Genomic DNA, 26,888 nt, shown 5'->3' on the forward strand with positions numbered 1-26,888 from the left:
ACCCTGGGCCGTCGTCCTGGACAGTCCCACCCCGCGCCCGTTGAGGAGTTCCGTGCCGTCCACCCTGCTTTCCCGCCGTGATCTCGACTTCCTGCTGTACGACTGGCTGCGGGTGTCCCAGCTCGTCGAGCGCCCCCGCTACGCGGAGCACTCCCGGGAGACGTTCGACGACGCGCTGGACCTCGCCGAACGGGTGGCCACCGAACAGTTCGCCCCGCACAACCGGGCCGCCGACCTGGCCGAGCCCACCTTCGACGGGCAGCGGGTGCGGCTGATCCCGCAGGTTCGCGCCGCGCTGGACAGTTTCGCCGAGACGGGCCTGCTCAGCGCCGGCCTGGACGCCTCGGTCGGCGGCCTGCAACTACCGCACGCGGTGACGGCGGCCTGCTTCGCCTGGTTCCAGGCGGCCAACGTGGCCACCTCGGCGTACCCGTTCCTGACCCTGGGCAACGCCAACCTGTTGCTGGCCCACGGAAGCGCCGAGCAGGTGGACACCTATGTCCGGCCGATGCTGGACGGCCGGTTCTTCGGCACCATGTGCCTGTCCGAGCCGCACGCCGGCAGCTCGCTGGCCGACATCACCACCCGCGCCGAACCGCAGGCCGACGGCTCGTACCGGCTCTTCGGCACCAAGATGTGGATCTCCGGCGGCGATCACGAGCTGGCGGAGAACATCGTGCACCTGGTCCTGGCGCGGATCCCCGGCGCGCCGCCCGGGGTGAAGGGCATCTCGCTGTTCATCGTGCCCAAGGTGCTGGTCGGTCCGGACGGGTCGCTCGGGGAACGCAACGACGTGGTGTTGGCCGGGCTCAACCACAAGATGGGTTTCCGGGGCACCACGAACACCCTGCTCAGCTTCGGCGACGGCGGGCACACCCCGGGCGGCCGGGCCGGTGCGGTCGGCCAGCTGGTCGGGGCGCCGCACCAGGGTCTGGCGCAGATGTTCCACATGATGAACGAGGCCCGGATCGGGGTCGGGGCGGGTGCCACCGCGCTCGGTTACACCGGCTATCTCAAGAGCCTGGCGTACGCCCGGGAGCGGCCGCAGGGCCGACCGGTCGGTGCGAAGGACCCGGCCACGCCGCAGGTGCCGATCATCGACCACCCCGACGTACGCCGCATGCTGCTGGCGCAGAAGAGCTACGTCGAGGGGGCGCTGGCGTTGGTGCTCTACTGCGCGCGGTTGCTCGACGAGCAGGGGACCGCACCCGCCGAGGCGGACCGCGAGCGTGCCCACCTGCTGCTGGACGTGCTCACCCCGATCACCAAGAGCTGGCCGTCGCAGTGGTGCCTGACCGCCAACGACCTGGCCATCCAGGTGCTCGGCGGTGCCGGCTACACCCGCGATCACGACGTGGAGCAGCACTACCGGGACAACCGGCTCAACCCGATCCACGAGGGCACGCACGGCATCCAGGCGCTGGATCTGCTGGGGCGCAAGATGACCATGCAGGGCGGCGCCGGTCTCGCTCTGTTGACCGCGACGATCGAGGACACCATCGAGCAGGCGCGGAAGGCCGGTGGCGAGGCGGCCGGTCTGGCGGACCGGCTGGCCGAGACGGTGGACCGCGTCACCTCGGTCACCGGTCGGCTGTGGGCCGACGGTGACCCGGTGCTCGCGCTGGCCAACGCCAGCGCCTACCTGGAGGCCGTCGGGCATGTCGTGATCGCGTGGATGTGGCTGGAGCAGGTGTTGGCCCTGCCGCCGGAGGGGGCCGGTGACGCGTTCCACGCCGGGAAGCGACAGGCCGCCCGCTACTTCTACGCTGTCGAGCTGCCCCGCACCGGGCCGCAGTTCGACCTGCTGGACAGCCGGGACCGGACCACCCTCGACATGCGCCCGGACTGGTTCTGACCGGTCAGCGTCGTCGGCCCTGGTGCTGCACCGCCTGCCGCCCCTTGACGACGCCCCAGACGATCACGATCACCAGTGCGATCACACCGATGATGATCAGCCAGCGGACCGCCTCGAGGATCAACCCGAGCAGGATCAGCACACCGGCAACCACGCCGATGACCCAGAGCAGCGCACGCATCTCGACCTCCCGTAACCGGCCGCGCCCGTTCCGGCCGGCCCGCCCCGACGTTCCCCGTCCGGCCGACACCATGCCGATTGATCGACTCGGGTTCCGGCGTCCGCTCGCCCGAGGTCAGGGGCGGGTGCGCGCCACGTAGACGGTGTTGGCCGACTCCCCACCGGTCAGCGGGTTGGCGAACGGCACGACGTGCGCCCGTACGCTCGCGAACACCTCGGTGAGCGCGTCGGTGAACTCCGCGTCCGGCGGGTCGTCCGACCAGAGCGCGAAGACCCCCTCCGGGCGCAGCAGGGCGGCCAGGCGGCGCAGGCCGGCCGGCGGGTAGAACGCGGCGTGGCTGGGGTGCAGGACGTTGCGTGGGGAGTGGTCGACGTCGAGCAGCACCGCGTCGAACCGCCGCCCGGGCACCTCGGCGTCGAAGCCGACGTCACCGGCGACGGCCGCGAAGAAGTCGGCCTGGACGAACCGGGTCCGCGGGTCCTCGGCGAGCCCCGCCGCGAACGGCAGCAGCCCTCGCCGGTGCCAGTCGATCACGTCCTCGATAGCCTCCACCACCAGCAGCGACCGCACCCGGGGATCACCCAGCGCCGCGCAGGCGGTGTATCCCAGACCGAGACCGCCGACCACCACGTCGACCGACTCACCGGTCACCTCGGCGAGACCCAAGCGGGCCAGCTCGATCTCCGCGACCGGGAAGAGGCTGGACATCAGGTATTCGTCGTCGAGCTTGACCTCGTACACCTCGACCTGAAGTGCCGGGTCCCGGCGTCGGCGCAGGCTGATCGCGCCGATCGGGGTCTCCCGCCAGGCCAACTCCTCGAAACGCGCGCCCACGGGTGCCCTCTCGCCGCCGGATTCGTCCACGGATGGTACCGGTTGCCCGGCACCGCGCGGCCACGCAGGGTCCGCGAGACATCGACGCAGCGCATATCCTGTGCCCGGCCGATCCACCGGAAGGGACCTCATGCCGTCGCGGCAGGACCAGCTGCACTCCTACCAGTTCAGCGTCCAACGGGCGGTCGCCGCCCTGGTCATGCGGGAGACCGACCCCGCGCAGTCACCGTTTCGACGGCTGGCCGGCGCCGGTCTGGCCAGCGTCCTGGTCGCGGCGATCCTGCTGGGTGGTTTCGCGCTCTACGGCCTGTTCGCCGGCGGCGGCAAGGGCTGGCGCGACCCGGGCGCGGTGATCGTCGAGAAGGAGTCCGGCGCCCGGTTCGTCTACCGCGAGCAGAAGCTGCACCCGGTGCTCAACTACGCCTCCGCGCTGCTCATCGTCGGCGCGGACCGGTCGAAGACCGTCCTCGTCTCGCGCCGCACGATCGACGGCGTGCCGCGTGGTCTGCCCCTGGGCATCGCCGACGCGCCCGACTCGCTGCCCGCCCCCGGGCGGTTGGTCGCCACGGCGTGGACGGTCTGCTCGACCGTCCCGACCGGCGAGGCACCCCGCTCCGCGCTGCTGATCGGCGCCGAGCCCGACGGCGGTCGACAGTTGGGCGACGAGGCGCTGCTGCTGCGTCACCCCGACGGCGGGCTGCACCTGGTCTGGCACCAACGGCGATACCCGATCCGCGATCCCAGCCGGGTCCTGGCGGCACTCGCCACCACCCGGGCGCAGGCCGTGCCGGTGGCCCCCGCCCTGCTCAACTCGCTGCCGGCCGGCAGCGACCTGGCCCCGCTCGACCTGCCCGGCCTGGGCCGACCCGCCGCCCGGGTTCCGGGCACCGCCATCGGGACGGTCTACCTGGTGAGCAACTCCGGCGGCGGCCGGCAGTACGCGGTGGCCCTCGACGCCGGGTTGGCCGGCATCACCGAGTTGCAGGCCGGGTTGCTGCTGGCCCGCACCGGGCAGGGCGCTCCGGTGCCGCTGACGTTGGGGCAGTTCGCCACGCTGCCCACGGTGCCCGACCTCGCCCCGACCGGCCAGAACGCGCCACCGCCGACCCCACCTCGACTGGCGGCCGGCGGCGACGGGGCGCTCTGCACCCGCGTCGCCGACGACGGCGGGGTGGGTGAGGTGCGCTGGGGCGTACCGCTGCGGGACCTGACGGCTGCTCCACGGACCGCGCCGACCGGTGGCGCGGTGCTGGCCGACCACGTGCTGGTCGAGCCGGGCCGCGGCGCGGTGGTCGAGGCCACCGCGGCGCCCGGCGCGACCGGCGGCGCGGTCTCCGTGGTCACCGACCTGGGCCGACGGTACGTGCTGTCCGACCGTGAGGTGCTGCCGATGCTCGGCTACGGGGGTGTACGCCCGTTGCGGTTGCCGGCCGGTCTGGTCAGCCTGGTGCCGGCCGGCGCGACCCTCGACCCGGCCGCCGCCCGCACCGTAGCCGCCGGAGACTGACCCCCCGAAGCCCGCCGGCGGCACGCCACGGCGGCGGTGATCAAGAGGTTTGCGTCAAAGTGTGGCGCGAGCCTGACGCAAACCTCTTGATCAGCGGGAAGCAACGTGCGGTGACGGTGTTCAGTCGGCCGGACGGCGCAGGATGGTGACCGCGAAGGGGGCGTCGTCGCGCCACGGGCGCAGGTCCCAGGTGGCGAAGCGATGCTCCACCCGCAGCCCGGCGGCCACCGCGTCGGCGTCGAACGCGGTGAGCGGGTAGCCGCGTTCGGTGCCGAAGCCGACGGTCAGCACCCCGTCCGGCCGCAGGTGGGCGGCGACCCGACGCAGCACCTCCGGCTCGGTGCCGACGGCGACGAAGGCGAGGACGTTGCCGGCCAGCACCGCCGCGTCGAACGGCTCCGCCTCACCCCGCGCGGGCAGGTCCAGTTCGGCGAGGTCGGCGACCAGCCACGTCGGGCCCGGATAGTCGACGCGGGCCGCCGCCACCAGCGCGGGGTCGGCGTCCACCCCGACCACGGTGTGCCCACGCTGTGCCAGCGCGGCACCGACCCGGCCGGTGCCGCTGCCGGCGTCGAGGATCCGTGAGCCGGGTGCGACCAGGGTGTCCACCAGGCGGGCCTCGCCGGCCAGGTCCGCTCCCTCGGCGGCCAGCTTGCGGAACCGGTCGATATACCACTGCGAGTGCTCGGGGCCGGTGTCGGTCGCCCAGCGGGTCGGGTTGGCCATACGGCCACCGTAACCGGGCCGGTGGGGGAGTGACGCTCGACCCGAGGGAGACGATCATCCCTTCTCCGCGCCGCTGGTCAGCCCCTCGGTGAGCAGTCGCTCGCTGGCGAAGAAGAGGATCACGATGGGCACTGTGAGGACGACCGAGCCGGCCATCAGCACCGTCTTGGGCACCTCCACCCCGTCGGCGAGCTGCGACAACCCGAGCGACACCGTCCACCGGCCGGGCTTGTCGACCAGGAACAGCAGGGCGAAGAGGAACTCGTTCCAGGCGATCATGAAGTCGTAGAGGGCGACCGCCATGATCGACGGCAGGGCGAGCGGCAGGCTGACCCGCCGGATGATGCCCAGCCGACCCGCGCCGTCGATGGCGGCGGACTCCTCCAGGCTGACCGGGATCGTCTCGAAGTAGTTCTTCAACATGTAGACCGACACCGGCAACGTCTGCGAGATGTAGACCAGCACCAGGCCGAACAGCGAACCGCGCAGCCCACCCCAGGTGAAGACCACGAACAGGGGGATCGCGATGACGATCGACGGGAACAGGTAGACCGCGAGGAACAAGAAGTCGACCTGCCGCCGGCCGAAGAACCGCAGCCGGGCCACCGCGTACGCGCCGGGGATCGCTACCAGCAGGGTGAGCACCGTCGCCGCGACCGCGACGAGGCCGCTGTTGCGGATGAAGGTCAGGAATCCCTGGCCGCCGTCGTCGGTGGCCTTGAGGACCTCGGCGTACGTGGCCACGGTCAGCTCACCGAAGCCGACCACCAGCGCGCCCGGGTCGAGCAGTAGACGCTCGATGGGGCGCACCGAGAGCACCAGCATGTAGTAGAAGGGGAAGACGGTGACCACCAGGAACGCGGCGATCACCAGACGGCGCAGCCAGCGCAGGCTCATCGTCTCGACCACGTCCCGGTCCATCAGCTCACCCTCCGTCCGAAGAAGCGCAGATAGATCAGCACGAACACGACGAGCACCACGGCCAGCACGACCGCCTGCGCGGCCGCCGCGCCGATGTCGGTACGGGCGGTGAGGAACTCGTACACCCGCACGCTGACCACCTCGGTGCCCGCTGCTCCGCCGGTGAGCAGGTAGACGTCGTCGAACTTGTTGAACGTCATGATGAAGCGCAGCACGCCGAGCAGGGCGATCACCGGCAGCAGTTGAGGCAGCAGGATGTGCCGGAACCGTTGGCTGGGGGTGGCCCCGTCGACGCGGGCGGCCTCCTCCAACTCACCGGGCACCGCCTGGAGTCGGGCCAACAGGAACAGGAAGGCGAACGGGAAGTACCGCCACGCCTCGAACACGATCACCGTGGTCAACGCCGTCGACTCCTGGGACAGGAACGGCACCGGAGCGTCCCAGCCGAGCAGCCTTTGGCCCCAGGCATTGACGATGCCGAGCTGTGGGTCGAGCATCACCTGCCAGACGAAGGTCACCGCGACCACCGGGGCCACGTACGGCAGCAGCATGGACGCCCGGACCAGGGTGCGGCCCCGGAACGGCCGACGGACCACGAGCGCCGCGACCAGGCCGAGCGCAATCGACCCGACGGTGCCGCCGATGCTGTAGACCACCGTGGTCCAGAGCGTGTCGGCGAAGCCGGGGGTGTGCAGAACCCGGTCGATGTTGTCCATGGTGAACTCGCCGAACAGGCCGGTCTTGCGCAGCGTGGCGAGCCGGACCCGTTGGAAGGCGAGCACCACGGTCCACACGATCGGGATGCCGATCACGGCGATCGTGACGAGCACTGTCGGCGCGACCAGCCCGAGCCCGGCCCGGGATTCGCGGCGGCGCAGGGTCAACGGTCGGCGGCGGGCCCGCCCCGGCCGTTCCCGGGTGGGGGAGCGGCCGGGGCCGGGCGCGGTGGTGGTCAATTGACGCCCGCCTTGATCGCGTCCACGTCCTTCTCGGCGCGGTTCGCGGCCGCCGCCGCGTCGGACTTGCCGGAGACGAGGTCGCCCAGCACCTTGGGCACCGGCAGCTCGCCGAGCATGGCGCCGACCAGCTTGCCCTGCCCCTGGGTGAGCCCCCACCGCCCGAAGGTGTCCGGGCTGCGGCGCAGCGTGGCCAACACCTCGTCGCCGTACACGTCGGCGAGGGGCTTCTTCGCGTCCACCCCGGCCTGGCTGGTGTTCCAGGCGGTCAGGAACGCCTCCGGCTCGGCCGGGGTGCCCTTGCGGACCGGGAAGCGGCCCTCGGGGGACATGCCGAACCAGCGCGGGTATCCGTCGCCGAGCATGTACTCCACGAAGGACTTCGCCGGGTCGGTCACCGCGCCGTCCAGCACGGCCCAGGAGCTGATCTCGCCGTACTGGGCCGGCTCGGTGCCGTTCGGGCCCTTGATCGCGGTGACGAACCCGCTGTTCTTCGCGAGGAAACCCGGGTCGGCCTGGCACTGCGGGCAGGTCGGCTTGGCGTCGTTACGCAACCCGGCCAACTCGTCGAGGATGAACGGCGACCAGATCACCATGGCCGCCTTGCCGGCGAAGTAGGTGGCCCGGGTGGTGTCCACGTCCTGCGCGCCCTTCACCGAACTGGTGCGGATCAGGTCGCCGTAGAAGCGGAACGCCTCGACGCACTGGGGTGAATCCAGGGTGATCTCGCCCGAGTCGTCGGTGAGCTGGCAGCCGTTGGCCAGCGCCAGGTGCTCGAAGGTCTGCTGGGTGAACACGTCGCTGGGGGCGGTCGCCGCGGTGATCCCGGCGACGCCGCCGGTGTTCAGCGCCGCCGCGGCGGCGGTGATCCGCTCGTACGTGTCGGGGGCGGGCAGGTTGGCGGCGGCGAACAGGTCCTTGCGGTAGACGAGCAGTTGACCCCACCCGTCACTGGGCACGGAGAGCTGTCTGCCGTCGTCGGAGGTGAGCTCCAGGGCGCGCGGTGAGAAGGTCTGCCGGCCCAGCCCGTCGACGACCTCCGCGTTCGCTGAGGCGTGCAGCAGTTCGTTGCCGGCGAGCGTACGGATGCCGGCGAGGGAGACCGAACCGACCACGTCGGGCAGGTCGCCGGCGGCGGCGTTGGCGGCGATCAGGGAGGGGAACTGGTCCTCGTTGACGGTCACGAGGTCGACCTGGATCCCGGTCTTCGCGGTGAAGTCGGCGATGATCGCCTTGGTGGCGGTCACCCGGTCGGCGACGTCCTCCAGGCTCCAGACGGTGATCTTCTTGCTGTTGCTGCCGGACTCGTCGTCGCCACAGGCCAGCAGGGTGGACGTGGTCAGTGCCAGGATCAGGGTGGTGGCGAGTATCCGCCTCGGAGGTGCTGACATCGGTGGCACTCCTCTCGAAGGGTACATGACGGATTCAACGCCTTCGATTGATCAATGGCAAGACATATGGCGATTTTTTGCTATCCTGGAGCCCAGTGCTACCGGGATGTGACTCATGGTCAATTGGGTTGTCTCTCTCGCCGGGCCTCGACGGATCAGCCTCGAGCCCTGCTCCCCGGATCCGCTCGGCCCCGGCCAGGTTCGCGTCCGCACCTGCTACTCGGGCATCTCCGCCGGCACCGAGCTGACCCTCTACCGGGGCAGCAACCCCCGGCTCAGCAAGGACTGGGACGACACCGCCCGGATGTTCGTCCCCCGACAGACACCGGTGCCCTACCCGCTGATCGGCTTCGGCTACGAGGAGGTCGGCGAGATCGTCGAGGTGGCGGCGGAGGTCACCGACCGGCACCCGGGGCAACTGGTCTGGGGCATCTGGGGGCACCGGGCCGAGGCCGTGCTCGCCGCCGAGGCGGTCCGTCCGCTCCCCGCCGGGCTGGACCCACTCGCCGCGGTCTTCGCCCGACCCGGCGCCATCGCCCTGACCGCCGTGCTCGCCGGCGACCTGCACCTCGGCGACTGGGTGGGTGTCTTCGGGCAGGGCGTCATCGGGCTGCTCGCCACCCGACTCGCGGTGCTCTCCGGCGCCCGGGTGGTGGCCGTCGACCCGGTGCCCGCCCGGCTGGACCACGCCGTCCGATACGGCGCCCGCCACACTGTGGACGCCGGGGGCGAGTCCGCCGCCGCCGCGCTGCGCCGGGCCACCGACAGCCGGGGCGCGGACGTGTGCCTGGAGCTGTCCGGCGCGTACCCGGCGTTGCACGAGGCGATCCGCTCCACCGCACACGCCGGCCGGGTCGTCGCCGCCGGCTTCTACCAGGGCCCGGCCGACACGCTCGGCCTCGGCGAGGAGTTCCACCACAACCGCATCCAGTTGGTCGCCGCCCAGGTCTCCGGGCCCACCCCCGCGCCGAGCATGGCCGGGCGGTGGACCGGCGACCGGGTCGCGCAGACCTTCATGGACCTGGTGGCCGACCGCAGCGTCGATCCGTTGCCGCTGGTCAGCCACATCGTCGACGCCAGCGCCGTCGCCGACGCCCTCGCGCTGCTCGACCGCGGCGCCGGTGACGTCCTCCAAGTGGTGCTGAGGTTCTAGATGACCACCATCGCGCTGGCCTGCCAGGAACAACTCCTGCCAGGCACCGACCTGATCCAGAAGTACGCCCTCGCGACCGCCCTCGGCTACCAGGGCATCGAACTACGCGGACGCGGCGACCTCGCGTTCGCCCGCCGGCTGCCGGAGCTGCGTCGGGCCCGCGCCGCCGGGGTGGTGATGCCCACCGTCTGCGTCGAGATGGACCACTTCATCGGTGACTTCGACAGTGACCGGTCCGCCGACGCCGTCCGCAACCTACGTTCCCAGCTCTCGGTGATCGCCGAGCTGGGCGGCGTCGGGGTGATGACCCCGGCATCCTGGGGGATGTTCTCCCGACGGCTGCCACCGTTCGAGCCGCCCCGCCCGCCCGCCGACGACCGGCAGGTCCTCCTCGACGCCCTCGGCGAGCTGGGCGAGCACGCCCAGGCCGAGGGGGTCACCCTCTTCCTGGAACCCCTCAACCGGTACGAGGACCACATGGTCAACCGCCTCGACGAGGCGGTGGCGCTGTGCGCCGCACTCGCACTGCCCTCCGTCCGGGTGGTCGCCGACACCTTCCACATGAACATCGAGGAGGACGACGTGCACCGCGCGCTTCGCGCCGCCGCGCCCTACCTCGGGCACGTGCAGGTCAGCGACTCCAACCGCTACCAGCCGGGCGCGGGGCACCTGGACTGGCCGGCGCTGGTGCGTACCCTGCTGGAACTGGACTACCGGGGTTGGCTCGCCCTGGAGTGCCGGCTGCGCGGCGACCCGGTCCGGGCCCTGCAGGAGGCCGCGACGGTGCTGCGACACCCGCTGCCCCGGCGGGCCGCCGCGTGACCGCCGACGCCGGGGCGACACACGCCGCCCGCACCCGCACCGGCGGCCCGGCCGAGCCGGCCGCGCTGCGTCGGCTGGCGGTCGACACGCTCGACGCCAACTGGGAACACGACCACACCGTGCCGTCGCGCACGCTCTACCCACACCAGTGGAGCTGGGACTCCGCGTTCATCGCGATCGGGCTCGCCCAGGTCCGCCCCGAACGGGCCTGGCAGGAGTTGGCGAGCCTGTTCCGGGCCCAGTGGGCCGACGGACGGGTGCCGCACATCGTGTTCAACCCGGCGCTGCGGGTCGGCGCGTACTTCCCGGGGCCGGAGATGTGGCGCAGCGCCGACGCCCAGGGCACCCCCGCCGTGGACACGTCCGGCCTGGTCCAGCCGCCGGTGCACGCGCTCGCCGCGTTGCTGGCGTACCAGCGGGCCCCCGCACCCGACGCGCCGGCCGCGCTGGGGCGGCTCTATCCCGCCCTGGTCGCCCAGCAGCGCTACCTGGCCGACCGGCGTGACGTCGCCGGTGACGGGCTGGTCTGCGTCGTGCACCCGTGGGAGTCCGGGCTGGACAACAGCCCCGCCTGGGACGCGCCGATGGCAGCGGTCGACGCCGAGGCGGCGGTGATGCGCGCGTACCGTCGGCACGACACCGCGCACGCCGACGCCGCGCACCGCCCCACGGACCTGGACTACGCGCGCTACCTGGCGATCGTGGCCGCCTACCGCGAGCACGGCTACGCCGACCGGGATCTCGCCGACGACCACCCGTTCCTGGTCGAGTGTCCGCTGTTCAACGCGGCCTTCGGGTCCGCCGAGCACGCGCTCGCCGACATCGCCGCGCTCCTCGGCCACGACCCCGGGCCGCACCGCGCCCGCGCGGCCCGGATCACCGAAGCATTGGTACGCCGGCTCTACGACCCGCTCACCGGTACGTTCCAGCCCCGCGACCTGCGCACCGACCGGCTGATCAGCGCGCGCAGCGTGCTCGGGCTGACCCCGCTGGTCCTGCCGGACCTGCCGACCCGACAGGTCGACGCGCTGGTGGTCGAGGCCCGGTCGGCGCGCTTCGGGGTGGCCCGGCACATGGAGCGGCCGTTGCCCACCTACGACCGCACCGCGCCCGACTTCGAGCCGCTGCGCTACTGGCGGGGGCCGAGCTGGCTGAACATCGGTTGGCTGGTCCGGCGCGGGCTGCTCACGCACGGGCATCCGGAGCTGGCCGCCGGGCTGGGCCACTCGATGATCGGTCTGGTCGCCGGGGCGGGCTGCCACGAGTACTTCCATCCGGACACCGGCGTCGGGTTGGGTTCACCGGCGTTCAGCTGGACCGCCGCGCTACTGCTCGACCTCCTGGCGGAATGAATCCGCTCCCGCTGCCGGTGGTAGCGTGCCCGGTCCGCCGGCCGGAAGGAACATCGTGGGCGAGATCGACAAGGTGGCCTGGATCCTCATCGAGGACGGACGGGTGCTGAGCACCCGTTCGATGGGCAAGGAGGCGTGGTACTTGCCGGGCGGCAAGCGCGAGCCGGGCGAGACCGACCTGGAGACCCTGCGTCGGGAGATCGGTGAGGAGTTGAGCGTCGAGATCGACGTCCCCTCCGCCGTACACCTGGGCGTCTTCACCGCTGCGGCGCACGGCCACGCGGCCGGCGTCACCGTACGGATGACCTGCTACCGGGCCGGATATCGGGGGCGGTTGCAGCCGGCCAGCGAGATCGCCGAGATGGCCTGGCTCGGGTACGCCGACCGGCACCGCACCTCCGCCGTCGACCACATCATCTTCGACCACCTGCTGGCCGAGGACCTGCTGCGCTGAGGGCGCAGTTTGTCGACGCCGGCCGGGGGTAACCGCCCGGACGTGACCGACGGCGACGGCTTTCCGTACTTCATCGACGCGGTGTCCCGGCGGTCCGGCCTGCCGACCGAGCAGGCCGCCGCGCTCGCCCGCGCCGTCCTCCAGACGATGGCCGAACGGGTGACCGGCGGCGCGCCCGACGACCTCGTGGGCCACCTCCCGAACAACGTCGGCGGATATCTGACCGGCCCGGCCCCGGTCGACGGCGGCGCCGGGGCCGCACCGTCGTCGGACGCCGGCCCGGCGGAGTTCCTCCGTCGGGTGGAGCAGCGTGCCGGGGTGGACCCGGCCGCCGCCCGGGCCGGAACCGGAGCGGTCTTCGCGACCCTGCGGGAGGCGATGACCGTACGGGAGTTCCGCGAGATGGTGGCGCGACTGCCGCGCGACGACGGTGGCCCCCGGCCAGGTCCCGTGTGATCCACTCGCGTGGGCCCTGCCGGCGATCAACGTGAACCCGGACTGATCGGGAGCCGGGGCGTGGTACGAGTGCTCGGTGGAACGCGTCAAGGCGGCTGTCGCGCAGATCCGCAGTCGCGGTGGCCGGGCGGGCCGAGTACGGCTCAGCCAGTTGGAGGCCGCCCTGGTCATCTCGGTGCAGGCCGGGCTCGCCGCGGCACTGGCCTGGGCGATCGGGCACGACCTGCTGGACAACCCGGCGCCGGTCTTCGCGCCCTCCGCCGCGGTGGGCACGATCGTCGCCGCGCTCGGCCAACGCGCGCACCGCACGATCGAACTGCTGCTCGGCGTCGGCCTCGGCATCGCCACCACCGACCTCCTGTTGAGCGTCCTGGGCACCGGGTTCTGGCAGACCGGATTCGTCGTCGGATGTGCCGTGCTCGCGACGCTCGTGCTCTTCGGGCGCAGCGGGGCGGCCGTCGGCCAGGCCGGCGGTACGGCGGTGCTGCTCGCGACCCTCACCCCGGCCCAGAACGACCTGGAATGGCCGCGGATCGTCGAGGCGCTGGTCGGCGGCGCGGTGGGCCTCGTGGTTGTCGCGTTGCTGGTGCCGTTGAACCCGATGCGGATCCTCGACCGGGACGCCGCGCCGATCTACCAGCGGCTCGCCGGCCAACTGCGGGAGGTGGCCGGTGCACTGACCACCGGGGATCAGCAGCGGGCGGTCCGCGCCCTGGACCTCCTGCGCGACATGGGTCCCGCCCTGGATCGGATGCACCAGGCGCTCAGCGGCGCCGAGGAGGTGGTCAGCCTCGCCCCCGCCCGGTGGCTGCGGCGGCAGGACGTGGAACGGTTCGCGCGGGCGAGCCGGCAGGTGGAACGCGTCATCGAACACAGCCGGGGCGTCGCCCGTCGGTCGGCGATGGCTCTGCAGTACCGCGAGCGGATTCCCCCCGCCCTGTCCACCAGCGTCGGGCGGCTCGCCGACGCGGTCGAGTTGCTGCGCCGGGAGCACCGCGCCGGGCGGCCGACGGAGCGGACCCGCCAGGCGGTGCGCGACGCCGTCTACCAGGCGGGTCGTGCCCGCGGCCAGGGCGTCGACGAGTTCGGCGACGCGGTGGTGACCCAACTGCGTACCGCCGCCAGTGACCTGCTCCGTGCGATCGGCTCCGACGCGACGTCGGCGAACGACGAGGTACGTACGGCGGTGCAGGACGGCGAAGCCTCCGTCCACAGGAGCGGGTGAGCACTGCGCGTCAACGAGGGTCCGGCCGGGCGTCGTCGCCGAAGGCGGCGGTGAGGGCTTTCGCGACCAGGGCGGGCAGCTCGCTTCGTCCGTCGTCCTCGGCCCACCGCACCAGTGCCGTGTGCATGGCGGCCAGGCAGGCGCTCGCCGCCGCGTGGGCGTGGAACGCGGCGTCGGGGTCGGTGGCGTCGTCCCCGAGCGCGGTGACGATGGCCTGCTGGAGCGCGTAGGTGTTGTCCAGGTGCTTGGCCCGCAGGGCCGGCGTCGAGATCATGAGCCGGAGTCGGGCGAGCAGGAACCGCCCGTTCACCGACAGGTCGCTCCCACCGCGGCCGCCGGTCAGGGCCGTGGTCGATTCGATCAGCGCTCCGCCGATGCGGCGGACCAGGGGCTGGGTGGCGGGTGACGCGGCGATCCGGTCGGCGACGAGTCGGCCGTGCTGGTCGATCAGGACCAGGTCTTCCTTGGTGGGGAAGTGCCGATAGACGGTCATGGGGGAGACGCCCGCGGCCTCGGCGACGTCGTTGACGGTGGTGGCGTCGTACCCGCGCTCGGTGAACAGCCGCACGGCGTGCGCCTGGATCGCGCGTTGCGTCTCGGCTCGGCGCTGAGCGCGCAGGGTCGACTGCTGGTCGGGCATGTGATAGACACTACCTCAGTGGTAGTCACTACCAGATTGGTAGCGACTAACTGATGCGTGAGGTGGTCGGCATGGGTGAACTGATCGGCACGACGGCTCTGGTCACCGGGGCGTCGCGCGGTATCGGGCGGGCGATCGCGATCCGCCTGGCGGCGAACGGCGCGATGGTCATCGTCCACTTCGGCACCGACGAGGAGGGCGCGACGACGACGGTCGACGAGATTCAGCGCGCCGGTGGAACCGCGCTCGCCGTACGCGCGGAGCTGGGCGTGGACGACGACGTCGAGACCCTCTTCGCGGGAGTGGAGACCGCCCTGGCCGGGCGTCCACTCGACATCCTCGTCAACAACGCGGCCACCGCGCCGGCCGGGCCGCTCGGCGTCACGACGCGGGCGCAGTTCGACCACCTCTTCGCGGTGAACGTGCGCGCGCCGTACTTCATCAGCCAGCGCGCCCTGTCACTGCTGCGCGACGGTGGCCGCATCATCACGATCTCGTCGGTGGCGACCCGGATGGCCAACGCCACGCAGACCTCCTTCGCCATGACCAAGGGCGCGATCGAGACGATGAGCATGACCCTGGCCAACCAGGTCGGGGTCCGGGGGATCACCGTCAACGCGGTCGCCCCCGGTGCCACCCGCACGGCCACCAACGGACCGGCCTTCGAGGCGCCGGGCCTGGTCGACCTCATCGCCGCGACGACCGCCCTCAACCGGTTGGGGGAACCCGACGACGTCGCCGAGGTGGTCGCGTTCCTCGCCTCCGACGCCGCGCGTTGGATCACCGGCCAGGTCATCGACGCGAGTGGCGGCCTGTTCCTCGGGCCGCGGCTCTGATCACCGCTGGACGGCGTCGGCCTCGACCAGGTCGTCCGGCTCGCTGATCCAGGCGGAGAAGACCGGCAGCCCGTGCCACGGCCCGGTGCCACCGCCGGCCGGGGTGTCGGTGGCGACGGCCACCACCGCGTACGGGTGACCGAAGCGCAGCTCGGCGGTGCGGGCGACGCCCTCGGGTGGCAGGCTGACCAGGCCGAACACACCGGTCACCGCCGCCGCCTCGAAGCCGTACCGGTCGAAGCGGGCCACCGCCGACTGCCGCGCCTCGAAACCGAACACGGGTGTGGCCAGCGCCTTCGCCACCGTCGCGGTCGCGGCCGGGAAGCCGAGCGTCGGGGCGGCCAGGTCGTGGTCGCTGCGGGCCGACCAGCAGGGCAGCACGGCGTGGTGCCGCTCCTCGCGGCCGTCGCGGGCCCGGGTCCGCACCCGTTCCTCGCTCACCGTCCAGAGCGGAGTGTCGCCGAGCGGCAGGTCGAACAGCGAGCGGGCGCCGGCCGGTCGCGCGCCGTCAGCCGCGCCGGCACCGAGGTCGTACGCGACGGCCAGCACCTCGGCCGGCGGCACGTCCGCCGCGGCCGCCACCGAGAGGACCACCAGCCCCGCGCCGTCGGTCGCCTGGGCCGGGGCGGCGTGCACGATGACGTCACCGACCCGCGTGGTCGACACGATGGCGCACCGGTGGCCGTGGCTCGGGCTGCGCAGCGCCTGCCGTAGCCGACGCGCCCACGGGCCGCCGAGCGTGCGGGCGTCGGCGACGTCGAACGGGGTCGCCCAGGACACCCGGGTGGCCAGGGCGCTGGCGAGGGCGAAGACCACGTCCGGGGTGACCTTCAACGGAAACGTATCGATCAGACCGTCGGTGTGCTCGCGTGCCCAGGCGTCCAGCCCGGCCTGGTCGGGCAGTACGCCGACTTCGGTGCTCCTGGGCAGCGCGGCCCGCCACCCGGTCGACCCGACGTGGCCCCGCGCCGACCTCTGCCAGAGCGCGGTGGCGGACCTGACCAGCGGGTGCGGCGCGTCCAGCAGCGCGCGGGCGGCCTCGGCGGCCTCGGCCAGGTCGGTGCCCAGGGCACGGGCCAGGTCCTCGGCGGCCGGGTCGCCGTCGGCTGCCGTCGTGGCGCAGACCGCGAGCAGCAGCCACGCGCCGAGCGGGGAGGCGACGTGGTGCCGGTCGCCGGCCGAGGCGTGCAGCCGTGCGGCGTACGCGGACAGCGGCCCGTGCAGATCGGTCGTCATGCCCCCACTGTGCCCTGCGGCCCGGCTCACGACCACAGCTCGAACGGCTCGTCGATCTCCGCACCGGCGAGGAAGGAGGTGATCAGCCGGGGCAGTTGCCCGGGGTAGAACCGTTGCGTGCTGGCCGCCACCTCGTCCAGCGGCCACCAGCGGAAGTCGAAGTAGTCCTCCAGCTCGTAGTCGAGCCGGTACGCCTCGTCCACGTCGGGACCGGGACCGGCCAGCCGTACGACGACGACCACCTCGTCCTGCACGTGCCGCACCTGCCGGTGCAGGAAGCTCGCCCGCCGACGCCAGGTCGGCGGGCCGACCTGGTCGACGGCGACCACGATCCCGGTCTCCTCGCGTAGCTCCCGCACCGCGGTGTCGCGATAGGTCTCCCCGGGGTCCATGCCGCCGCCCGGCAGCTCCCACCAGGTGCCCAGCCGGGGATGATCGGGGTCGCGGGTGTGGAACAGCAGCACCCGGTCGATGCTGTCGGTGACCACCACCCGCACCGCGCGTCGTTCCAGGATCGGCAGGTCGTGGGGCACCTCGTTCATCGCGCCAGTCTGTCGCATCGCCCACTCGGGCGGGGGGTAGGCTGCCCGCCGTGGCTGGTCTGTTGAGGAATGTCGCGGCTCGCATCTCCCGGGTCGGCGCGGTGATCCCGTCGCCCCGACGCAGCGGGCCCGCCCCCGCCCAGGTGGCCCGCCGCCGTCAGGTGAGCGCGTTGCAGCGCCGGGAGCTGACCTACGCCCCGGAGCGCGACGGTCAGGCCGACCCGGGCGAGATCGTCTGGACGTGGGTGCCGTACGAGGACGACCCCCGGCAGGGCAAGGACCGGCCGGTGCTGGTCGTCGGGCGGCACAGCCGGACGCTGTTCGGGCTGATGCTGTCCAGCCAGAGTGAGCGCGACGGGCAGCGGCACTGGTTCGCGCTCGGGCCGGGCGAGTGGGACCGGGACAACCGGCCGAGCTGGGTTCGGTTGGACCGGGTGCTCACCATGCGCGAGGACAGCATCCGCCGCGAGGGCGCCGTGTTGGACCGGCCCCGGTTCGACCGGGTCGGGCAGGCGCTGCGCGCCGGTTACGGCTGGCGCTGACCGGATCGCTGTCGAGCGGGTCGTCGGTCAGGCCGGCTCGCGGCTCGGGCCGACCGCGGCGCTGCGCGCGTCCGGCGGCGGGTACGGCTGCTCGGCGAGCAGCCGGGCCAGGTGTGCGCTGTTGAGCGCCAGTGCCCTGGTGGTGCGGCCGGTGGTGTCCGGCTTCGGGCCGGCGTCGCGGTAGTCCACGGTGTGCAGTGCCTCGCCGACCCAGTAGGTGGCGGCGGCCGCCGCGAGGGTGAACCCGACCTCGTTGAGCGCCTGCTGCACCTGGCCGATCGTGTGGTGCGCGCCGTCCTCGTTGCCGACGACCGCCACACCGGCCACCTTGCCGTAGGTGAGCAGTCGGCCCTCGTCGTCGGTCTCGGAGAGTTCGGCGTCGAGCCGTTCGAGGACCATCTTGCAGACGCTGGACGGCTGACCGAGCCAGATCGGCGTGGCGATGACGAGCACCTGGGACGCCAGCAGCTTGGCGCGGATCGACGGCCAGCCGTCGCCGTCGCCCTCGTCGGTGGACACCCCGAAGCGCACGTCGTGGTCGACGACCCGGACCAGCTCGCCCTCCACGCCCTGCGCGGCCAACTCGGCGAGCACCTCCCGGGCGAGCTGCTCGGAGCTGGACGGTGCGGGTGACGGCTTGAGGGTGCAGTTGAGTACGAGGGCGCGGATGCTCGCCACGTCGATTCCCTTCGGCCGTCGCGTGAGGATTCCGGTTTCCCCATACCCGGACACCGCCCCGGGACACCTCCGCACGATTAATGCGCTGGGCCGGTCTCCCGGCCGGTGGCATGGTCACCCCATGGTCGAGGATGTCCCGCGGCGGGTCGCCGAGCAGGTCCGGGCCGGCTTCGGCCTGGAGATCTCCGCGATGGAGCTGGTGACCCACGGTGCGGACCAGCGCGCCCGCCTGTGGCTGGCCCGCACCGTCGACGGCGGCCGGTACGCGGTCAAGCTGAGCGGTGGCGGCACCGCCGCCGGTCTGGTCGTCACGGCGTACCTGGCCGACCAGGGGGTGCCGGGGATCGCCGCCCCGCTGCGGACCCGCGACGGTGGCCTGTCCGTCGACCACGACGGGTGTCGCCTCTCGGTGATGCCGTGGGTCTCCGACCAGCGGGCCCTCGACGGCCCGATGACCGACGCGCACTGGCGCGCGTACGGCGAGGTGCTGGCCGCCGTGCACGCGGTGCCGGTGACCGAGCGGTTGCGACGGCTGTTGCCGACGGGCGGCGCGGCGTACCCCTCGATCGTGGCCTCGACCCGCGCGGTGGCCGAGCGGCTGCGCGACCCGGACGACCCGGCCGGGCCGTTGGCCGCCGCGCTGGCCCGCCAGTGGTCCGCGGCGGCCGACCGCGTGGACGCGCTGACCCGGCACGTCGAACGCCTCGCCTCCCACCAGGGGATCGGCCCCGGCCCGGACGTGGTCTGCCACGGTGACCCGCACCTGGGAAACCTGCTGCTCGGCGCGGACGGGCAGGTCTGGTTGATCGACTGGGACGACGCGGTGCTCGCGCCGCCCGAGTGTGACCTGATGTTCGTGGTCGGTGGCGTGCTGGCGTTCGCCCCGGTCAGCGCCTCCCAGCAGGAGGCCGCCCTCGCCGGGTACGGGCCGGTCGACCTCGACAGCGCCCGTCTCGCCTGGTTCCTCGCGGTCCGCGCGCTGGACGACCTCTCCGACTGGACCCGCCAGGCGCTGGATCCGCACGCCGAGACGGCCGACCGGGGGCGGGCGGCACGGATCGTGCGGGGGCTGGTGTCCGACGTCGGTCTGGTCACTCTCGCCGATGCGGCGCTGCGCGACCTCGACCGGCGGAGCTGAGCGGGGACCGCGTCCGTCCGCATCCGGAGAACACGAACGGCCCGGAGAACACGAACGGCAAGGAGGTCACGCGCTCCTTGCCACCTCCAACATATAGCGCACCCCGGGTCTTGCGGCAAGACCCGGGGTGTGCCGCAGAATCTCCTGTCGACGCCCAAAGCTGGGAAAATCGGGGGATTCCATGATCGATGTGATCATTGCCGGCGGTGGACCGACCGGCCTGATGCTCGCCGCCGAGCTGCGGCTGCACGGCGTGTGGGTGCTCGTGGTGGAGAAGGACAGCGAGCCGACCCGGTTCGTCCGCTCGCTCGGCCTGCACGCGCGCAGCATCGAGGTGATGGACCAGCGCGGTCTGCTGGAGCGGTTCCTCGCGCTCGGACAGCAGCACCCGGTGGGTGGCTTCTTCGCCGCCATCCCCAAGCCGTCGCCGGGCGGGCTGGACACCGCACACGCGTACGTCCTCGGCATTCCGCAGACCACCACCGACCGCCTGCTGGCCGAGCACGCCGGCGAGGTCGGCGTCGAGATCCGGCGGGGCTGCGAACTGGTCGGCCTCAGCCAGGACGAGCACGGGGTGACGGCGGAACTCGCCGACGGCACGCGGGTGCGCTCCCGGTACCTCGTCGGCTGCGACGGTGGTCGCAGCACCGTCCGCAAACTGCTCGGCGTCGGCTTTCCCGGCGAGCCCAGCCAGGTCGAGTCGCTGCTCGGCGAGATGGAGGTGGGGGTCGCGCCGCAGACGGTGGCCGACGTGGTGGCCGAGGTCCGCCGGACCCACCTGCGATTCGGTCTGGGGCCACTCGGCGACGGGGTGTACCGCGTCCTCGTCCCGGCCGAGGGGATGGCCGAGGACCGCTCGGTCCCGCCGACCATCGAGGAGTTCAAGACCCAACTCCGGGTGTACGCGGGCACCGACTTCGGCGTGCACTCGCCGCGCTGGCTGTCCCGCTTCGGCGACGCCACCCGGTTGGCCGAGCGGTACCGGACCGGCCGGGTGCTGTTGGCCGGTGACGCCGCGCACGTCCACCCGCCGACCGGTGGGCAGGGGCTCAACCTCGGCATCCAGGACGCGTTCAACCTCGGCTGGAAACTGGCCGCCGAGGTGAACGGCTGGGCGCCGGAAGGGCTGCTGGACAGCTACCACACCGAGCGGCATCCGGTGGCCGCCGACGTGCTCACCAACACGCGTGCGCAGATGGTGCTGCTGTCGCCGGAGCCGGGCCCCCGGGCGGTGCGTCACCTGATGTCGGAGCTGCTGGACTTCGAGGAGGTCAACCGGTTCCTGATCGAGAAGATCACCGCCATCGGCGTCCGGTACGACCTCGGCGCGGGCCACGAGCTGCTCGGCCGGCACCTGCGCGACGTACGGCTGAAGCACAACGGTCGCCTCTACGAGCTGATGCGGGGTGGCCGTGGTCTGCTACTCGACCAGACCGGCCGGCTCTCCGTCGCCGGTTGGGCGGACCGGGTCGACCACATCGTCGACGTGAGCGACGAACTGGCGGTGCCCGCCGTACTGCTGCGGCCGGACGGCCACGTGGCGTGGGTGGGCGACGATCAGGCGGACCTGCGCGGCACGTTGCCCAGGTGGTTCGGCGCACCCGTCGAGGGCGACCCGTCAGCGCTCGGCGCTGTCGACCAGTTGCCGGGGTGACCGGGCGCCACCGAGGCTCTTCGCCTGGTACATGGCGGCGTCGGCGCGGCTGAGCGCCTCGGTGAGCTGGGCCGGACCGGTCACCGGGGCGAGCCCGACGGAGGCGGTGACCCGGACGCTGCATCCGCTGAGCCGGATCGGCGCGGCGACGGTCTCGGCGAGGCGACGGGTGGAGTGCTCGATCCAGCGCCGGTCGACGGTCGGGCTGGCGAGCAGGCCGGCGAACTCGTCCCCGCCGAGGCGGGCGACGAGATTGTCACCGGCGAAGCCGGCGAGTCGTTCGGCCACACTGATCAGCACCTGGTCGCCTGCGGCGTGCCCGTACCGGTCGTTGATCTGTTTGAAGTCGTCGAGGTCGAGCACCACGGCGATCAGCGGCTGGCCGGCCGCGTCGGTGAGCAGGGCGGCCGCGAGGCGGTAGAAGGCGCGTCGGTTCGGCAGGCCGGTGAGGGGGTCGTGGCTGGCGGCGTGGCGTTCGGCGGCGAGCTCGGCCTGCAGGTGCTCGATCTCGGCCTCGGCCCGCACCGCCCGCCGGCGAAGTTGCCAGGAGGAGAGAAGCGCGCCGGCCGCGCAGATGCCGGAGGCGACACTCATCGGATCCGGCACGAACCCTCCCATCGCCGCGACCGCCTCCAACGCTCGGCCGACGCGGAGCGCCGCGTCGGGCCAGTTTTACCTGATGGTTGCCCCTGTGGGGTGACTCAACGTGAACGGATGCACACCGATCATGTGCGTTATCATGCTCGCCGTCCGGTGCAGATGCAATAGCAGATGCACGTGCAGAACCGTCCGATGTCGATACCGCACCCCTCGCCGTCACCGCTCCTCCCACGGCCACCGGCGGGCTCGTGAGCAGAAAGACGCCTCCATGCAGCAGCCACCCAATGGCGTACCGATCCATCAGTTGCCCCCGCTGAGCTGGCAGAAGAGCCGCCGCAGCAACCCCAGCGGCAACTGCGTCGAACTCGCCGAACTGCCCGGGGGAGCGGGCATCGCGGTTCGCAACTCACGGCACCCGGAGGGGCCGGCACTGATCTACACAGTGGACGAGATCGCCGCCTTCGTGCTCGGCGCGCGGGACGGGGACTTCGACCACCTGATCAACTGACCGTCCCGGGTGGGGTCGTCCCGGCGACGGGACTTATTCACCGGCGCGGAGGAGTTCACCTCACTGTCGGTCCATGGCATGCTTACACGTCGGCCGGGCCAGGTACCCGACCGCGTGGGTCGGTGTCCGGAGGTCCGCACGTGACGATGGTTCCCGCCGAGGGTGGCCCGACGACCGGGCCGACCGTGCTGCGCATGCTGCTCGGCGCCCAGTTGCGTCGCCTGCGGGAGACCAGCGGGGTGACCCGTGAGGGCGCCGGCTGGGAGATCCGCTCCTCCGAATCGAAGATCAGTCGGATGGAGCTGGGTCGGGTCGGCTTCAAGGAGCGCGACGTCTCCGACCTGTTGACCCTCTACGGCGTCACCGAGGAACACGAGCGCGAGGCGCTGCTGAAGCTCGCCCGGGACGCCAACAGCCCCGGCTGGTGGCACCGCTACGGCGACGTGCTGCCCACCTGGTTCCAGTCGTACCTGGGGCTGGAGGCCGCTGCCGCGTTGATCCGCAGCTACGAGGTGCAGTTCGTGCCCGGCCTGTTGCAGACCGGGGACTACGCCAGGGCGGTCGTGCTGCTCGGGCACGGCGCGGCCGGCGCGGCCGAGATCGACCGACGTGTCGCCCTGCGGATGCAGCGGCAGCAGTTGCTCCACCGGGATAATCCGCCGCAGCTCTGGGCCGTGGTGGACGAGGCGGCCCTGCGCCGCCCGATCGGTGGGCCCGCGGTGATGCGCGGCCAGCTCACCGCGCTGATCGAGGCGACCAAGTCGCCGAACATCCGGCTCCAGGTCATCCCGTTCGCCGCCGGTGGGCACGCCGCAGCCGGGGGCGCCTTCACCATCCTGCGCTTCGGTGACCAGGAGTTGCCCGACATCGTCTACATCGAACAGCTCACCAGCGCTCTCTACCTCGACAAGCGTGACGACCTGGATTACTACGCGGTGGCCATGGAGCGGCTCTGCGTCGAGGCCGAGCCGCCGGAGCGCACCCCGGACATCCTCCGCCGGATCCTGGACGATCTCTACCCGGCCTGACCGCTCGGGTCGGTGACCGCCCCGCAGGGCGGCGTCCGAAGCATCGTATTGACCGACGCCAGCCAGTCGGGCTAGTCTCTGGATCGATACAGACTGGATCGATACAGAGGGGTTCCAGTGAAGCCGACACTGCAGGCCGTGGCCGACGCCGTCGGGGTCTCCCGCAGCACCGTTTCCAATGCGTACAGTCGCCCCGACCAGCTCTCCGCCACCCTGCGCAAGCGGATCCTGGACGCCGCACGCCAACTCGGCTACCCCGGCCCCAACCCCACCGCGCGGTCCCTGCGCCGCGGTTTCGTCGGGTCGATCGGTGTGCTGTTCACCTCGCACCTGTCGTACGCGTTCACCGACCCGTTCGCCGTCCGCTTCCTCGCCGGTGTCGGCGAGGCCGCCGAGCGGCACGGCACCAGCATGCTGCTGGTGCCGCTGCCCGCGGCGGTCACCGACGCCCGGCGGGCGGTGGAGAACGCCGCCGTCGACGGATTCTGCGTCTACTGCGTCGCCGACGAGGAGTGGGCGCTGGACGTGATCCGGGACCGCGGGCTGCCGTTCGTCAGCACGGCCCCCCGCGACGACGCCGGGCCCGACGAGCGCTACGTCGGCATCGACGAGCGGGCGGCCGCGCACAGCGTCGCCGCGCACGTGGCGGGCCTCGGTCACCGCCGCGTGGCGCTGCTCGCCGACTCCGTGCTGCCGGACGCCCCGGCCGGCCCTCTCACAGTGGCCGGGGTGGAGCAGGTTCCGCACCCCACCACCCGGGGTCGGCTCACCGGGTTCGCGGACGCGTTCGCCGAGGTCGGCGTCGGCTGGGCCGAGCTGACAGTGCTCAGCGCGCCGGGCAACAGTCGGCAGGCGGCCGTCGCGGCCGTCGCCGGGCTGTTCGACCGACCCGAACCCCCGACCGCCGTGCTGGCCGGCTCCGACGTCCTCGCCCTCGGCGTGCTGGACGCCCTGGCCGCTCGGCCGGCCGGTGACCGCCCACCCGTCTCGGTGACCGGCTTCGACGACGTCCCCGAGGCCGCCGCAGCCGGGCTCACCACCGTCCGGCAGCCCGCCGAGGAGAAGGGCCGCATCGCCGCCCGGCTGCTGCTCGACCCGCCCGCGGACGCGTCGGCCGGTCATGTGTTGCTGCCCACCGCACTCGTCGTCCGGGACTCCACCGGACCCGTCCCGAGGAGTTGACCATGGAACTGCCCACCGGATACCTCACCGCCCTCGACGCGATGAACCGACACGTCAACTCGGCCCGGCCGGACGCCCCGGTCCAGACCGAACGGGTCCGCCGGGCTCCACTCGACCCGACCCGGCAGGCCGCCGCGGTGGCCCTGCGCCGGCTCGCCGACCGCATCCAGCCGCGACCGCTGCCCGCCAACCCGCGCTGCTCCTGACCCGCAGGAAACTCATTCCGGCACGCACGGGACGAACAGTGTGTGTCCCGACACGGAGGGTGGTCGAGAAGGGCTCGGCCAGGCAGACTGGTGAAGCCATGTCGCCTTTCACGCCCACCCTCCGTCTGCACGACCGCTACGTACTGCACGAGCGGATCGGCCTCGGCGGCATGTCCGAGGTGTGGCGGGCCGACGACGACGTGCTCGGCCGACCGGTCGCGATCAAGGTCCTCGCCGGGCAGTTCGCCACCGACCCGCACCTGCGGGCCACCATCCAACGCGAGGCCCGCGCGGCCGCGCGGCTCACCCACCCCCACGTCACCCAGGTGTACGACTACGCCGAGGCCACCCTGGCCGACGGTGCCGTCGTCCCGTACCTGGTGATGGAGCTGGTCGAGGGCCACAATCTCGCCGACCGGCTCCGCAACGGCCCGCTTCCCTGGCCGGAGGCGGTCCGGGTGGCCGGTCAGATCGCCGCCGCGCTCGCCGCCGCACACCGCATCGGCGTCGTGCACCGCGACGTCAAGCCCGGCAACGTCATGCTCACCGACACCGGCGCCAAGGTGCTCGACTTCGGCATCGCCGCGCTCGGCGGGCTCGACGGCCAGTCCGGCGAACCACTGATGGGCACCCCCGCCTACTTCGCCCCGGAACGGCTCAGAGCCGGCCCGCCCGACCCGGCCAGCGACGTGTACGCCCTCGGCGCGCTGCTCTACCGCACCCTCACCGGTCAGGCCCCCCTGCCCGTGCAGAGCTGGGAGGACGCCCTGGAGGTGCACCGGCGCGGCACTGTCGTGCCGCCGCTGCGGGTGCCCGGTCTCCCCGCCGACCTCGCCGACCTGACGCTCGCCTGCCTGGCCGCGAACCCGGCCGACCGGCCCAGCGCCGCCCACCTGGCCCGCCGCTTCGGTGCGGGCCAGCCGGTCGAGCCGCCCACCGAGCTGCTGCGCGTCCTGCCGGCCGCCCACCCGCCCACCCTGATCGACCGCTCGGCCGCCCGCCCCGCCCCGGTCGCCGCCGTGCCGTCCCGCAGCCGGTCGCGCCGGCCCGTCGCCGTGCTGGTCGCGGCCGGCCTCGCCGTGCTCGTCGGTGTCGGTGCCCTGATCACCCAGGGCCGGCTGGGCACCTCGGGCACACCCGACCGGGCCGACGTCGCCGGCGCGCCGTCGGCCTCCGCCCCGGCACCCCGACCCACGACGCAGTCGCCGACACCGAAACCGCCGCCCTCGCCGTCACCGGCCGCCAGCACCGCGCCCCCGACCGCCGGGCAGCAGGTGCCGGTCAGCCTCCGCGAGGTGACCGGCGAGTTCGCCGCCGTCCTCGCCGGCGCGCTGGCCCGTGGTGACGTCGACCGCAAGACCGCCGAAGACCTGCGCGACGAACTCGCCGACCTGAACCGCCACACCCGGGACCGGGCCAAGCGTGTCGCCGAGCTGCGGGAACACATCGCCGAGTTGGTGGAGCGCGACCGGTTGTCAGCGCGGACGGGCGACCAGCTCGACGATCTGCTCGCACGGACCAGCAGCATTGTCACCGGCCGTACGGACGACTGATACCTGCGTCTATGCCGCTGGCATGATGTCCCGATGCGGACACGTCTGATCTTCGTGCGACACGGCGAGTCGCTCCACCAGCTCGAAGGAATCGTGGGCGGACCACGTGGATGCCGGGGCCTCACCCCCCTCGGCCACGAGCAGGCCGACGACCTCGCCAAGCGGCTCACCGGCGAGGTCGCCGCCGACCGACCCGTGGCGGTCTACTCGTCCGTGCTGCGGCGGGCCGTCGAGACAGCGCAACCCATCGCCACCGCGTTCGGCGTCCGGCCGGTGGCCGACTGTGGCCTGTGCACCTGGCACACACCCCCGTACGCCGACGGCCTGCCGGCCGCCCGCTTCCGCACCGAACACGCGGTGCCCGGCGGGGGTGTGTTCCGGCCGTTCGAGGAGGGCAACGAGAGCTGGGCCGAGCTGGTGATGCGCGTCAGCCGGGCGATCATGGAGATCGCCGATCGGCACCGGGGTTCCACAGTGGTCCTGGTCGGTCACAGCGAGACCGTCGAGGGTGCGTTCCACGCGCTCGCCGCGCAGCCGGTCTTCCGGGCGTTCGACCTGGACGTGCCCCCGGCCTCGATCACCGAGTGGACCACCGACCACGATCCGGGCGGCTGGCCGCCGGCCCGTTGGACGCTCCGCCGCTTCGCCGACACCGGCGGGTGGGCCCGAGCGTGACCCGTTCGTCGACGACCGACGGCCACCTGCTCGCCGT

The 26,888-nt window shown here is 72.7% G+C and carries 29 protein-coding genes; 18 read left to right on the top strand and 11 right to left on the bottom strand.

Annotation, left to right across the window (positions count from 1 at the left end; translation table 11 throughout):
* Positions 1–52: 52 nt before the first annotated feature.
* On the top strand, positions 53–1,855 hold the full coding sequence (locus O7616_RS18695) for an acyl-CoA dehydrogenase (RefSeq protein WP_282303187.1): 1,803 nt from the start codon (positions 53–55) through the stop codon (positions 1,853–1,855).
* A gap of 4 nt (positions 1,856–1,859) precedes the next feature.
* Here the strand turns inward: O7616_RS18695 and O7616_RS18700 are convergent, their stop codons facing one another.
* Positions 1,860–2,036 (bottom strand): hypothetical protein, encoded by a 177-nt coding sequence (locus O7616_RS18700; protein ID WP_167393668.1) that lies wholly within the window; start codon positions 2,034–2,036, stop codon positions 1,860–1,862.
* A gap of 114 nt (positions 2,037–2,150) precedes the next feature.
* Entirely contained in the window at positions 2,151–2,870 is a 720-nt protein-coding gene (locus O7616_RS18705; protein WP_282303188.1) for a spermidine synthase, read from the bottom strand.
* A 130-nt stretch (positions 2,871–3,000) separates the two neighbouring features.
* Here O7616_RS18705 and eccB point away from each other — a divergent pair, with 130 nt between their 5' ends.
* Entirely contained in the window at positions 3,001–4,377 is a 1,377-nt protein-coding gene (gene eccB / locus O7616_RS18710) for a type VII secretion protein EccB (protein ID WP_282303189.1), read from the top strand.
* 120 nt (positions 4,378–4,497) lie between these two features.
* Here eccB and O7616_RS18715 read toward each other — a convergent pair whose 3' ends face one another.
* From O7616_RS18715 to O7616_RS18730, 4 genes are read right to left on the bottom strand one after another with little or no spacing between them, the layout of a single operon-like run.
* Positions 4,498–5,103: a class I SAM-dependent methyltransferase gene (locus O7616_RS18715; protein ID WP_282303190.1), complete on the bottom strand. Its 606-nt coding sequence runs from the start codon at positions 5,101–5,103 to the stop codon at positions 4,498–4,500.
* 54 nt (positions 5,104–5,157) lie between these two features.
* Positions 5,158–6,024: a carbohydrate ABC transporter permease gene (locus O7616_RS18720; protein WP_282303191.1), complete on the bottom strand. Its 867-nt coding sequence runs from the start codon at positions 6,022–6,024 to the stop codon at positions 5,158–5,160.
* Positions 6,024–6,980, bottom strand: a complete 957-nt coding sequence (locus O7616_RS18725) for a sugar ABC transporter permease (RefSeq protein WP_282303192.1) — start codon at positions 6,978–6,980, stop codon at positions 6,024–6,026. The genes O7616_RS18720 and O7616_RS18725 overlap by 1 nt, the downstream gene beginning before the upstream one ends.
* Entirely contained in the window at positions 6,977–8,371 is a 1,395-nt protein-coding gene (locus O7616_RS18730; protein WP_282303193.1) for an extracellular solute-binding protein, read from the bottom strand. The genes O7616_RS18725 and O7616_RS18730 overlap by 4 nt, the downstream gene beginning before the upstream one ends.
* Positions 8,372–8,486: 115 nt before the next feature.
* Between O7616_RS18730 and O7616_RS18735 the strand changes: the two genes are divergently transcribed.
* The 6 genes from O7616_RS18735 to O7616_RS18760 all read left to right on the top strand — a co-directional run bounded on the left by O7616_RS18735 (position 8,487) and on the right by O7616_RS18760 (position 13,833).
* Complete coding sequence (locus O7616_RS18735) at positions 8,487–9,524, top strand: zinc-binding dehydrogenase (protein ID WP_282303194.1); 1,038 nt, start codon at positions 8,487–8,489, stop codon at positions 9,522–9,524.
* On the top strand, positions 9,525–10,346 hold the full coding sequence (locus O7616_RS18740; protein WP_282303195.1) for a sugar phosphate isomerase/epimerase family protein: 822 nt from the start codon (positions 9,525–9,527) through the stop codon (positions 10,344–10,346).
* Positions 10,347–10,411: 65 nt separating this feature from the next.
* Complete coding sequence (locus O7616_RS18745) at positions 10,412–11,698, top strand: hypothetical protein (protein ID WP_282307667.1); 1,287 nt, start codon at positions 10,412–10,414, stop codon at positions 11,696–11,698.
* Positions 11,699–11,753: 55 nt separating this feature from the next.
* Complete coding sequence (locus O7616_RS18750) at positions 11,754–12,152, top strand: NUDIX domain-containing protein (RefSeq protein ID WP_282303196.1); 399 nt, start codon at positions 11,754–11,756, stop codon at positions 12,150–12,152.
* 42 nt (positions 12,153–12,194) lie between these two features.
* Positions 12,195–12,608, top strand: a complete 414-nt coding sequence (locus O7616_RS18755) for a DUF2267 domain-containing protein (protein ID WP_282303197.1) — start codon at positions 12,195–12,197, stop codon at positions 12,606–12,608.
* A 76-nt stretch (positions 12,609–12,684) separates the two neighbouring features.
* Positions 12,685–13,833 carry an FUSC family protein gene (locus O7616_RS18760; RefSeq protein WP_282303198.1) on the top strand — a complete coding sequence of 383 codons (1,149 nt, stop codon included), beginning with the start codon at positions 12,685–12,687 and terminating at the stop codon, positions 13,831–13,833.
* Positions 13,834–13,843: 10 nt separating this feature from the next.
* Here O7616_RS18760 and O7616_RS18765 read toward each other — a convergent pair whose 3' ends face one another.
* Complete coding sequence (locus tag O7616_RS18765) at positions 13,844–14,473, bottom strand: helix-turn-helix domain-containing protein (protein WP_282303199.1); 630 nt, start codon at positions 14,471–14,473, stop codon at positions 13,844–13,846.
* Positions 14,474–14,544: 71 nt separating this feature from the next.
* Here O7616_RS18765 and O7616_RS18770 point away from each other — a divergent pair, with 71 nt between their 5' ends.
* Positions 14,545–15,309 carry an SDR family oxidoreductase gene (locus O7616_RS18770; protein WP_282303200.1) on the top strand — a complete coding sequence of 255 codons (765 nt, stop codon included), beginning with the start codon at positions 14,545–14,547 and terminating at the stop codon, positions 15,307–15,309.
* Here O7616_RS18770 and O7616_RS18775 read toward each other — a convergent pair whose 3' ends face one another.
* Complete coding sequence (locus O7616_RS18775; RefSeq protein ID WP_282303201.1) at positions 15,310–16,545, bottom strand: hypothetical protein; 1,236 nt, start codon at positions 16,543–16,545, stop codon at positions 15,310–15,312.
* 26 nt (positions 16,546–16,571) lie between these two features.
* The gene (locus O7616_RS18780) at positions 16,572–17,087 is read right to left on the bottom strand and encodes an NUDIX domain-containing protein (RefSeq protein ID WP_282303202.1); all 516 of its coding nucleotides are present in this window, start codon (positions 17,085–17,087) and stop codon (positions 16,572–16,574) included.
* 50 nt (positions 17,088–17,137) lie between these two features.
* Between O7616_RS18780 and O7616_RS18785 the strand changes: the two genes are divergently transcribed.
* Entirely contained in the window at positions 17,138–17,629 is a 492-nt protein-coding gene (locus tag O7616_RS18785; protein ID WP_088989909.1) for a type II toxin-antitoxin system PemK/MazF family toxin, read from the top strand.
* A 27-nt stretch (positions 17,630–17,656) separates the two neighbouring features.
* On the opposite strand, the gene O7616_RS18790 is transcribed toward O7616_RS18785, so the two are convergent.
* Positions 17,657–18,307 carry an NAD(P)H-dependent oxidoreductase gene (locus O7616_RS18790; RefSeq protein WP_282303203.1) on the bottom strand — a complete coding sequence of 217 codons (651 nt, stop codon included), beginning with the start codon at positions 18,305–18,307 and terminating at the stop codon, positions 17,657–17,659.
* Between the two features lie 121 nt (positions 18,308–18,428).
* Between O7616_RS18790 and O7616_RS18795 the strand changes: the two genes are divergently transcribed.
* Positions 18,429–19,445: an aminoglycoside phosphotransferase family protein gene (locus O7616_RS18795; RefSeq protein ID WP_282303204.1), complete on the top strand. Its 1,017-nt coding sequence runs from the start codon at positions 18,429–18,431 to the stop codon at positions 19,443–19,445.
* Positions 19,446–19,626: 181 nt separating this feature from the next.
* Positions 19,627–21,099: a rifampin monooxygenase gene (rox, locus tag O7616_RS18800; RefSeq protein ID WP_282303205.1), complete on the top strand. Its 1,473-nt coding sequence runs from the start codon at positions 19,627–19,629 to the stop codon at positions 21,097–21,099.
* Here rox and O7616_RS18805 read toward each other — a convergent pair.
* On the bottom strand, positions 21,064–21,705 hold the full coding sequence (locus O7616_RS18805) for a GGDEF domain-containing protein (RefSeq protein ID WP_282260035.1): 642 nt from the start codon (positions 21,703–21,705) through the stop codon (positions 21,064–21,066). The two genes, rox and O7616_RS18805, sit on opposite strands and share 36 nt — an antisense overlap.
* 262 nt (positions 21,706–21,967) lie before the next feature.
* On the opposite strand from O7616_RS18805, the gene O7616_RS18810 reads away from it, so the two are divergent.
* The 6 genes from O7616_RS18810 (at position 21,968) to O7616_RS18835 (ending at position 26,851) form a co-directional block, all read left to right on the top strand.
* The gene (locus tag O7616_RS18810; protein ID WP_074309213.1) at positions 21,968–22,207 is read left to right on the top strand and encodes a DUF397 domain-containing protein; all 240 of its coding nucleotides are present in this window, start codon (positions 21,968–21,970) and stop codon (positions 22,205–22,207) included.
* Positions 22,208–22,347: 140 nt separating this feature from the next.
* Positions 22,348–23,235 (top strand): helix-turn-helix transcriptional regulator, encoded by an 888-nt coding sequence (locus tag O7616_RS18815; protein WP_282303206.1) that lies wholly within the window; start codon positions 22,348–22,350, stop codon positions 23,233–23,235.
* A 117-nt stretch (positions 23,236–23,352) separates the two neighbouring features.
* A complete protein-coding gene (locus tag O7616_RS18820) occupies positions 23,353–24,417 on the top strand; it encodes a LacI family DNA-binding transcriptional regulator (protein ID WP_282303207.1) in 1,065 nt (354 codons plus the stop codon).
* 2 nt (positions 24,418–24,419) lie between these two features.
* Positions 24,420–24,623 (top strand): hypothetical protein, encoded by a 204-nt coding sequence (locus O7616_RS18825; RefSeq protein ID WP_282303208.1) that lies wholly within the window; start codon positions 24,420–24,422, stop codon positions 24,621–24,623.
* 98 nt (positions 24,624–24,721) lie between these two features.
* Entirely contained in the window at positions 24,722–26,176 is a 1,455-nt protein-coding gene (locus tag O7616_RS18830) for a serine/threonine-protein kinase (protein WP_282303209.1), read from the top strand.
* Between the two features lie 33 nt (positions 26,177–26,209).
* Entirely contained in the window at positions 26,210–26,851 is a 642-nt protein-coding gene (locus tag O7616_RS18835; protein ID WP_282260026.1) for a histidine phosphatase family protein, read from the top strand.
* Positions 26,852–26,888: the final 37 nt, after the last annotated feature.

It is taken from the genome of Micromonospora sp. WMMD964 (assembly GCF_029581455.1).
Taxonomy (GTDB): Bacteria; Actinomycetota; Actinomycetes; order Mycobacteriales; family Micromonosporaceae; genus Micromonospora.

Excerpts from the sequence above, each read along its gene's own strand:
- O7616_RS18810 (WP_074309213.1), top strand. The coding sequence starts at position 21,968 with ATGCAGCAGCCACCCAATGGCGTACCGATCCATCAGTTGCCCCCGCTG.
- O7616_RS18775 (WP_282303201.1), bottom strand. The coding sequence starts at position 16,545 with ATGACGACCGATCTGCACGGGCCGCTGTCCGCGTACGCCGCACGGCTG.
- O7616_RS18825 (WP_282303208.1), top strand. The coding sequence starts at position 24,420 with ATGGAACTGCCCACCGGATACCTCACCGCCCTCGACGCGATGAACCGA.
- O7616_RS18770 (WP_282303200.1), top strand. The coding sequence starts at position 14,545 with ATGGGTGAACTGATCGGCACGACGGCTCTGGTCACCGGGGCGTCGCGC.
- O7616_RS18715 (WP_282303190.1), bottom strand. The coding sequence starts at position 5,103 with ATGGCCAACCCGACCCGCTGGGCGACCGACACCGGCCCCGAGCACTCG.
- O7616_RS18835 (WP_282260026.1), top strand. The coding sequence starts at position 26,210 with ATGCGGACACGTCTGATCTTCGTGCGACACGGCGAGTCGCTCCACCAG.
- O7616_RS18720 (WP_282303191.1), bottom strand. The coding sequence starts at position 6,024 with ATGGACCGGGACGTGGTCGAGACGATGAGCCTGCGCTGGCTGCGCCGT.
- O7616_RS18730 (WP_282303193.1), bottom strand. The coding sequence starts at position 8,371 with ATGTCAGCACCTCCGAGGCGGATACTCGCCACCACCCTGATCCTGGCA.
- O7616_RS18780 (WP_282303202.1), bottom strand. The coding sequence starts at position 17,087 with ATGAACGAGGTGCCCCACGACCTGCCGATCCTGGAACGACGCGCGGTG.
- rox (WP_282303205.1), top strand. The coding sequence starts at position 19,627 with ATGATCGATGTGATCATTGCCGGCGGTGGACCGACCGGCCTGATGCTC.
- O7616_RS18735 (WP_282303194.1), top strand. The coding sequence starts at position 8,487 with ATGGTCAATTGGGTTGTCTCTCTCGCCGGGCCTCGACGGATCAGCCTC.
- O7616_RS18700 (WP_167393668.1), bottom strand. The coding sequence starts at position 2,036 with ATGCGTGCGCTGCTCTGGGTCATCGGCGTGGTTGCCGGTGTGCTGATC.
- O7616_RS18795 (WP_282303204.1), top strand. The coding sequence starts at position 18,429 with ATGGTCGAGGATGTCCCGCGGCGGGTCGCCGAGCAGGTCCGGGCCGGC.
- O7616_RS18830 (WP_282303209.1), top strand. The coding sequence starts at position 24,722 with ATGTCGCCTTTCACGCCCACCCTCCGTCTGCACGACCGCTACGTACTG.
- O7616_RS18765 (WP_282303199.1), bottom strand. The coding sequence starts at position 14,473 with ATGCCCGACCAGCAGTCGACCCTGCGCGCTCAGCGCCGAGCCGAGACG.
- eccB (WP_282303189.1), top strand. The coding sequence starts at position 3,001 with ATGCCGTCGCGGCAGGACCAGCTGCACTCCTACCAGTTCAGCGTCCAA.
- O7616_RS18740 (WP_282303195.1), top strand. The coding sequence starts at position 9,525 with ATGACCACCATCGCGCTGGCCTGCCAGGAACAACTCCTGCCAGGCACC.